The organism is Longimonas sp. (assembly GCF_046498435.1).
Taxonomy (GTDB): Bacteria; Bacteroidota; Rhodothermia; order Rhodothermales; family Salinibacteraceae; genus Longimonas.
In genome coordinates this window covers 1-8,172 of record NZ_JAWOAR010000227.1, presented here as the reverse complement: position 1 = coordinate 8,172, position 8,172 = coordinate 1, and the positions used below count along the sequence as shown (strand labels likewise).

General features: G+C 64.0%; 3 protein-coding genes and 1 pseudogene. All 4 read right to left on the bottom strand.

Features of this window, described 5'->3' with window-relative positions; genetic code table 11:
- Nucleotides 1-416: pseudogene (locus R6U20_RS08735) on the bottom strand (hypothetical protein); the annotation flags it as partial.
- Nucleotides 417-629: 213 nt separating this feature from the next.
- Nucleotides 630-899 (bottom strand): hypothetical protein, encoded by a 270-nt coding sequence (locus R6U20_RS08730; protein WP_410337472.1) that lies wholly within the window; start codon nt 897-899, stop codon nt 630-632.
- Nucleotides 900-1,070: 171 nt separating this feature from the next.
- Nucleotides 1,071-5,210 carry an ATP-binding protein gene (locus R6U20_RS08725; protein WP_410337471.1) on the bottom strand — a complete coding sequence of 1,380 codons (4,140 nt, stop codon included), beginning with the start codon at nt 5,208-5,210 and terminating at the stop codon, nt 1,071-1,073.
- Between the two features lie 95 nt (nt 5,211-5,305).
- Nucleotides 5,306-7,621, bottom strand: coding sequence for an amino acid permease (locus R6U20_RS08720; RefSeq protein ID WP_410337470.1), 2,316 nt, complete (start codon nt 7,619-7,621; stop codon nt 5,306-5,308).
- Between the last annotated feature and the right edge of the window lie 551 nt (nt 7,622-8,172).

The following is an 8,172-nucleotide window of genomic DNA, read 5'->3' as shown; positions in this document are numbered from 1 at the left end:
CGACCGTCGAGCTGGCTTTCCACGTCAGAAATGTCCGCAAACGACTCGGTGCCGTCCCAGCCGCCGTAGACCTTCAGCCCGTCCTGGTCGCCGGTGATGGTGAAGCTGTCGCTGCGGTCGGTGCCGGGTGTGTAGGTGCCCGCGGCGATGACGATCACGTCGCTGCCGGAGGCCTCTTCCAGCGCATTGTTCAGGTCGGAGAAGGCAGTGCTCCAGCTGTCGCCGGGGCCGCCGCCTACGTCGGCATCCACGTAGATGATGTCGCCGGACTGCGCCTGGGCGGCGGGTGCGCAGAGAAGAAGCGCACAGAGCACGGCTCCCATGAGCACGCAGGCGCGCGTCAGAGCGGGGCACGGCAGACGAACGGGCAGCCGAAAGAAACGAAACAGGGTGCAGGAGAGCAGATCGGTATGCATGGCAAATTGGGGGGTAGATCACATGTTGAGTCAAATCGTCCCAGCGAGCGGGACGCATGTGGTTCTATCCTACCCAACGGGCCTGCTCATTGCGTTATCTGAGCGTGTCAATCTGTTGCGTGAGCGTGTCAAACATGTGTCAGACGGGTGATACACCGGCGTCAAAGGGCCGTTTGTAGGCGCTACGCGGGGGTTTTGGAGCGGCCTCCGTATTCAGGGGGATGCGTCGGGCGCTGCATCCTCCGAGGCATCCGCATCGCCCGAATCCGGCGTCTCTGGACCTGAATCGGTTGGCTCATTCGAGGTGCGCAGCGTGGCCTGTAAGATGCTTAGCTCCAGGCGCGTACGTCGCGAGAGCATGCGCGGCGCTGGGGCGGACGACTCTGATTCGTCCAAGGCATCGCTGTCGTCGTTTTTGTCGTTAGGACGACTCGGATCCGACGCGTCCGACGGCGAATCAGAGGAAGGGGTATCATCAGGCATAGGCAGTGCACCGACCTGGCGGCGGGCTGTTGGGCAGAACGCGACACCCACAGCATACCGCCCCCGAGCCTCCGATGCGTTATGTGAGTGTGTCAATCTGTTGCCTGAGCGTGTCAGATAACGCGCCAACACGCCGGTGCGATGGGCCGATGCAGTAGGAAGACCACCCTGCTACGCGTCCTGCGACACGGAGGGCCGGATCGTGGACGGCGGCACGCCGAAGTGGTCCTGGAAGCGACTGCTGAAGTGCGACACCGTTTTGAATCCGACCCCGTACGCCACCTCGCTCACGTTGCCCTCGCCCTGCGCCAAGAGCCGATGGGCTTCCGTCAGCCGCACCTGCCAGATCAGGTCGCTGGGCGAGTGCTCAGTGGCCTTGCGTAGGCGACGGTAGAGCGTAGACCGGCTCATGGGCAGGGCATCCACAAGGTCTTTCACGCTCAGCTCCGGGTCGGCCAGGTGCTCGTGGATGACCGCCTGCACCTCCTGCACCACCGGCGGGGTGTCGTTGGGCGAGGCCGGCGCGGCGGGCGGATCCGCCTGAAACCGCTCGCGCAGCCGCATGCGCTGAGCCAGCAGGGTGCGAATGCGGGCGCGCAGCTCGCGTGGACGAAACGGCTTGGTCAGGTAGTCATCGGCGCCGGCGTCGAGGCCGCCAATCTTGTCGTCGAGCTCGGCGCGGGCGGTGAGCAGCACCACCGGAATGAAGTCGGTGGCCGGGTCGTCGCGCAGGGCCCGCAGCATCGCCACGCCGTCTACCCTCGGCATCATCACGTCCGATACGATGCAGTCGGGCGTATGTCGGCGCGCCTGCTCCAGCCCGGCCTGGCCATCGTCGGCTTCAATGATGTGGTAGCGAGCCGCCAGGTGCCGCCGCACATACGCGCGGATGTCGGCGTTGTCATCAACAATGAGTACGGTGGGATGCGAGGCATCGTCCTTCGCATCAGCATCGGTCGCAGCCTCCGCAGGGGACGTAATCTGAGGCAGGGCAGCGGCATTCGGGCGCGGAAGGCCATCGCCTGTTCCATCAGCTGTCTCATCTACCACAACCGCTTCGTCGGGGAGCGCGCCCACGTGGCGCGGCCACGCAATGGTGAAGGTGGTGCCGTCGTCCTCGGCGCTCTCGACCGACACCGTGCCGCCGTGCTGCTCGGTAAGCGCCTTGACCAGGGCCAGCCCGATGCCTGTGCCTCCAGCGTCCGAGCGATGGGTCTGCACGAACCGCTCAAAGATGGCGTCATGGTCCTCGGGCGGGATGCCCGGCCCGGTATCCGCTACCTGAATGCAGGCAGTTTCATCGCGCTCGTCGTGTACCGTTGCGGTGAGCGTGATGGTGCCCTCGGCGGGCGTAAACTTGAACGCATTCGAGAGCAGGTTCACAACGACCGTCTCCAGGTGTTCAGGATCCGCCGGAACGGAGCCGATGTCGCCCGGCAGGCGGCGGTTGAATGTGATGCCCTGCTGCGCCGCCAGCGGCTCAAAGGCGGCGGCCACGCGCTGTAGGAACGGCGCAAGGGCCACCGGCTGCACACGCAGGGTCAGCGACTGCGACTCCAGCCGGGCGATGTCGAGGAGCTGGTTCACCAGGCGCAGCACGCGTCGGTTTTGCAGAAGCACCTGCTCCAGGTCGGCCCGCAGCGAATCTGCAAGATCGGCATCGTCGGCGTCGATCCAGTCTTCGAGCAGGCCCAGCGCCACGGTGAGCGGCGTCCGAAACTCGTGGCTTACGTTGGCAAAGAGGCGGCTTTTGGCCGCATTCAGGGCGCTGATGGCTTCTTTTTGCTCGGCCACCGTGTCGAGCGCCTCGGCAGTACGCTGCTTCTCGGCGCGCAGAGCCGCGGTCTGGGCCCGCACCTGGCGCTGGAGCTCGGCCTTGCGGTTGCGCAGCCGGTACGTACGCATCTGATAGGCACCCACGAGACCCATCACCACGACAAGCCCCACGAGCCCCATAAACCATGTGGTCTCGTAGAAGTGCGGCGGCACGGTTAATGTGAGTGTGGCGGGCGCGCTCCACTCGCCATCTTCGTTAGCGGCGCGCACCCGAAAGGTATGCGTCCCCGGCGGCACGTTGGTGTAGAACGCGGTGCGGCGCCCCCCAGCAGGCTGCCACGACGCATCGACGCCCTGGAGCTGGTACTGAAACCGCACGGCGTCGGCTCGGCTCAGGTTGATGCCGGTGTATTGGATATCGAAGCTGCGCTGGCCCAGCGGGAGTTCATTCTCGGGTCCCGAGAGCGAGAGCGGCTCGCGTTGGTACGACACGCCCTGCACATCCACCGGGGGCGGCTGGGCAGCGGCAACGGCTTCGTTGGGATCTACCACCGCTACGCCGCCAAGCGTCGGAAACCACAAGCGCCCTTGCGCATCGGTGGCCGCAGCGGGCTGAAAACCGCCGTTGGTTTCGGGATTCAGCAGCCCGGCCGCCTGGCCATAGTCCACCGTAGGGAGGCGCGTGCGGCGGTTCTGCACCACGGCGTACAGGTCGTCGAGCCGAGCGCGGGCAATGCCCCGGTTGCCGCTCATCCAGAGCGCCCCGTTGCCGTCGGGCACCAGCGCCGACACGACGTTGTCGAACAGCCCGTCGGATTCGGTGAGGGCCGTGAACGTGTCGTCGGCGTAGTGAACGAGGCCGTCGCCGTACGTGCCAATCCAGAGCGCGCCCTGCGGATCCTCGTAGATTGCACGCGGGCTGCGCGACGGAAATCCCGTTTCGGGAGTGAGGGCCGTGATCTCGTTGTCGTGTAGGCGCGCCAGACCTTGCCGCGTAGAGAGCCATAGCGCACCGGTGCGCTCCGACCGGTGGATATACTGCACGCGGTTGGCCGGTAGCCCGTCGGCGGTGGTGTAGCGGGCCTGCACCTCGGTACCGCGCAGCTTGTAGAGTCCGTAGATGGTACCCACCCACAGCACCTCGGGGTCGGACGGGTCTTCGTAGAGCGCCTTCACCACATCGCCCCGCTTCGGCTGGCCCGAGGCATCGTACGGCAGGGGGATGCGGGTGCTGGCGCCCGTATCGGGATTGATACGCACCACATCGTTATGTCCCACCCACACGGTACTGTCGTGGCGCGTTGTGGCAGCGTACAGACAGGCATCGGGCGGCACGTTATCATCCACATAGGACGTCATCTGCCCATCTGCCCATTGGTTGAGGCCGCGGCAGTTGGTGCCAATCCACATGTCGTCGTCAGGACCTTCAGTGAGCGAGAGGGCGACATTGTACGATAGCCCATCCGTCACGTCGTATACGGTGAAAAGAGGCTGGTTAAGCCGCAGCAGGCCTCCGCCCTCGGTGCCCACCCACATGGTACCCGCCTGGTCGCGATAAAACACGTTGGGCGGATACGTGTGGGCCGGATCGGGAGCATACGTGAAGACCGAATCCGCATTCCGATACGCAGTTAGAACGTCGGAGCGGCCCACCCAGGTGAAGGCGTCAGGTTCGCGACTAAATGCATAGGCATCGGCAGATGCCTCTTCGGGCAGCAAATGGGGGCGCGTTACAACCGAGTCCGCGTAAACCAGCACGCGCTGTCCGGATTCTGTACCCACTTGCACTGCGCCGTCTGGACCGTCGCCAATGGCAACGAGATTATCATCGGGAAGCGCTCTGCCGCGCCTGAGCGTGTGCATCGAATCCGCCCGTTGGGTTTGCAGCATGTCATCGTAGAGGAGCCAGAGGCGGTCCTGCGTGTCAACATGCAAATTTTTGATCAGTCGAGGCCGCAGGCCCGGCCAGTCGCGCGGGCGGAGCGCAGTGGTGGTATCGGCGCGGTGCCGAAGGAGCATGTGTTCGGGGGTTGTCCAGACCGTGCCGTCGTCGGCTACGGTTAGTTCTCGGATGTAGGTGGCCCAGGCGGAATGCTGGTCGGCGAGCGATTCGAAGGTGCCGTTGCGGTAGCGGGCCAGACCTGCGGCCGTGCCAATCCAGAGTGTGCCATCCGGGCCCGATGCCAGCGCAGTAATATGCGAGCTGGGCAGCGCGGGGGTGGTGCTGGGCGTGAACGTGGTAAACGACGCCCCGTCGAAGCGCGCCAGACCATCGCGCGTGCCGATCCAGAGGTAGCGGTCCGGCGTTTGGGCGATCGCCTGCACCGAGTTCTGCGGCAGCCCGTCCGACACAGTGAAGCGCTCCGCGGTGTAGCGCACCGGTGCAGAGACCGTCCTCGCTGAATCCGAAGATGCATCGGCAGGGTGCGCCCAGACCGGCGTGCAGGCACCGAGGACAAGCAGTAGCGCGGCCAGGCCCACCATGCACCACACGCTGCGGACCGGTGCCAGCCAGTCAGAATGTACAAGAGGCATGGGCGGAGACGCGAATAAGCAGTAGGGCGGGACTCACAACGTAACCGACGCATGCGGCAAGTGCCAGCGCAGACGGTGTCGGATGTCCCTCGCTGCTACGCCAGTGCGCTTTCGCGGCCCGAGTCGCGCACGAACAGGCACGACGTGCCGGTGATCTCCACCAGACGCCGCATCGCTTCGGGGTCGGCTTCCCGGGCGATGCCGAAGATGTTGAGATCCACTTCAGGCGCCTTTTCCACCTTATCAAAGAAATCGCCCTGCATCACAAACGACTCGGTGTCGGCAGGCAGGCGGGCATCTTCAATGAGGCGCTCGTGGAAGTGGCGGGCGTTCGGCATCTCGTTGGTGTCGGAGCAGATGGTCACCAGGCGGAGCGTGCAGTTCCAGTCGTGGCGGATCTGCAGGGCCAGCAGCAAGGGCAGGTCCAGGTTCGGCATGCGCATGCCGAGCGACCACTCGGGGCTCTGGTCGGTGACCCACACGTTCACGCGGCGCTCCTGGCTAAGGGCGGCCTCGGGATGCTCGTAGAGCAGCGCCGTGCCCAGGTCGTGCCTTTCGGCAATGTCAATGAAGCCCTGAATGGCATCGGCATCGTGGCGGTGGGCCAGCCCGAACAAGATGTTGGGGCGAAAGGCGGTGCCCCGCAGCACCGACGCGCTCATCTCCACGCCCTCCAAAAAGGTCGGCGCCTTGATGAGCGACGAGGTGGCCAGCAGCTCTTCGTTGCGGAAGGTGCGCGTGACCTCTTCCAGGCGGTTCAGTCCATTCGAGGAGGGCGCGGTCTGCTCCGTGCACTGCACCCCAATGATGCGGAGCGAGCCCTTCGGTTCGGCCAGGGTGCGCAGGAAGCGAAACGCCCCGTCGAGTTCAGGCCGCGAAGTGACGGGCACAAGCAGGTCGGGCTTCCAGGCGCGTTCGTTGGGCTCGTCGAGCGTGCGGGCTACGTGCTTCGAGGCCCAGTTGGCCAGCGACACGAAGATGCCACTACGCACCGTCTGCCACGGCGTGGTCAGTTGGCGGCGCACCAGGTAGACATACAGCGCCACGATAATCAGCAGTGCCACGAGAGCGAAGACCGCGTTCACCACAAAGAGCGCCAGCGTAGAGGCCGCCACGCCCACGATGGGCACAGCACGCGGAATCTGAAACGTAGGCCGAAACGACAGCAGTCCCAGGCTTTGCTCAATGGCCACCACCGCGTTGATCATCACGTAGATCACGAGGAAGAACATCGTGATGAGAATCGCCACATTGTCGAGTCCGCCCAGGAGCAGGGCGCCAGCCACCAGCGCGCCAGTGGCAATGGTGGCGTTACGGGGCTCGCCGCTGTCGGTAAGCGCCCCCAGCCAGCGGTGTTTGGGCGTAATCTTCTGCTCGGCCAGCGCCTGCAGCACGCGGGGGGCGGCCACCATGGTGCTAATGGTGGCGGTAAAGGTGGATGCGAGAAGCCCGGCCAACACCAGTTCGCCCACGGCAGCGCGGTCGAGCACAATCAGCCGCTCGGCGCGCAGCGTAGCCGGATCGGCCACCACGCTGTACCACACGGCCATGCCCACGTACACAAGAAAGGCCGTACCCACGGCCGCCAGGGTGCCCCGTGGAATGCTCTTGCGAGGCGAGGCGAGCGCCCCCGACATGCTTGCGCCCACCTTGATGCCCGTAGCACCCGGAAAGAAGATCGCAAAGAGCACCCAGAACGACACATCCTCGAACGAGCCCCAGAGCTGCGGGGTGTGCAGCGTCGCGTTGCCGCCGAACTGCGTAACCCCCAGCGCAATGGAGCCCATCGACACCAGGATGATAATCATCACCACGCCCTGCACCTTGAAGGCGATTTTCGAGGAGGCGACAGCAATCCCAAACGTGATCACAAACAGGCTGTAGGCCACCAGCCACGGCGAGTGCTCGGGAAAAAGGTAGAGCCAGCCCTCGGTGAACCCATAGATGTAGAGCGCGCCCGAAAGCGCCTGCCCCAGGTACAGGGGGATGCCAATGCTTCCGCCCGTTTCCAGACCCAGCGACTTCGAGATGATGGAGAAGACGCCTCCGGCGCCAATGTGGATGTTCGTGGTGATCGACGAGAGCGAAAGCGCCGAGGTGCCCGTGATGATGAACATCCCGACGATGATCAGCAGCGTGCCCAGAAGGCCCGCCTGCCCCACGACCCAGCCCTCGCGCACATACATCATGAGGCCCAGAATGGTCATCACAGTCGGGCGGTACACCCCCGTAAACGTGCCGAGTCCGGCAGCCGTGGCCCGCTCGGGCATGTTGCCCGATGCACCATCAGACGCGTTGTCAGATACAGCATCAGGAGCATCTGATGGGGACGCGACGTCTGCTGATGCCGCGTTCGTTGCCGAACCGCTGGGCTCGGGGGATGCAGACGAAGTCGTTGAGGAATCCGTCATAGAGCAAGGAACGCAAGCGAAAAGAAGAAGCGGCAGCGCAATGCCGCAAGAGATACACTAAGCATACGAACAAGCCGCCCCCAGATTCCATCGAGTTGAGAGGGCAAGAACATACGCAGGTGCAGACTACACATATCGTGAGGGGCGGTAGTGCTCTGTCACAGGTCATTCTGTAGGTTAAACCAAGATAGATACGTGTGCCGTGCCGTCCCGAAAAGTTCCTGCTAAACGCCAAGGAGATGGTTCGACTGCGCTCACCATGACAGGCTTCGTGGGGGCTGATTGCAAAGCAACCATCAAAATGAGGGTTGACACTACAGTAGTGCTGTGTCAACCCTCATTTTGATGGTTACCCTGGCATCATCCCCCAACGAAGCGTGTCATGGTGAGCGCAGTCGAACCATCTCCTTGGCGTTTAGCAGGAACTTTTCGGGACGGCACGACACGCGTATCCATCTTGGTTTAACCTACAGAATGACCTGTGGCAGAGCACTACAGCCACGGGCGATACTCCTTGGGCAGTTGGTCGGCAATCCGTTTGAAAGCAAAAT

What these genes read in the sequence shown, in the direction of transcription:
- R6U20_RS08720 (WP_410337470.1), bottom strand. Translation starts at nt 7,621, where the DNA reads ATGACGGATTCCTCAACGACTTCGTCTGCATCCCCCGAGCCCAGCGGT.
- R6U20_RS08730 (WP_410337472.1), bottom strand. Translation starts at nt 899, where the DNA reads ATGCCTGATGATACCCCTTCCTCTGATTCGCCGTCGGACGCGTCGGAT.
- R6U20_RS08725 (WP_410337471.1), bottom strand. Translation starts at nt 5,210, where the DNA reads ATGCCTCTTGTACATTCTGACTGGCTGGCACCGGTCCGCAGCGTGTGG.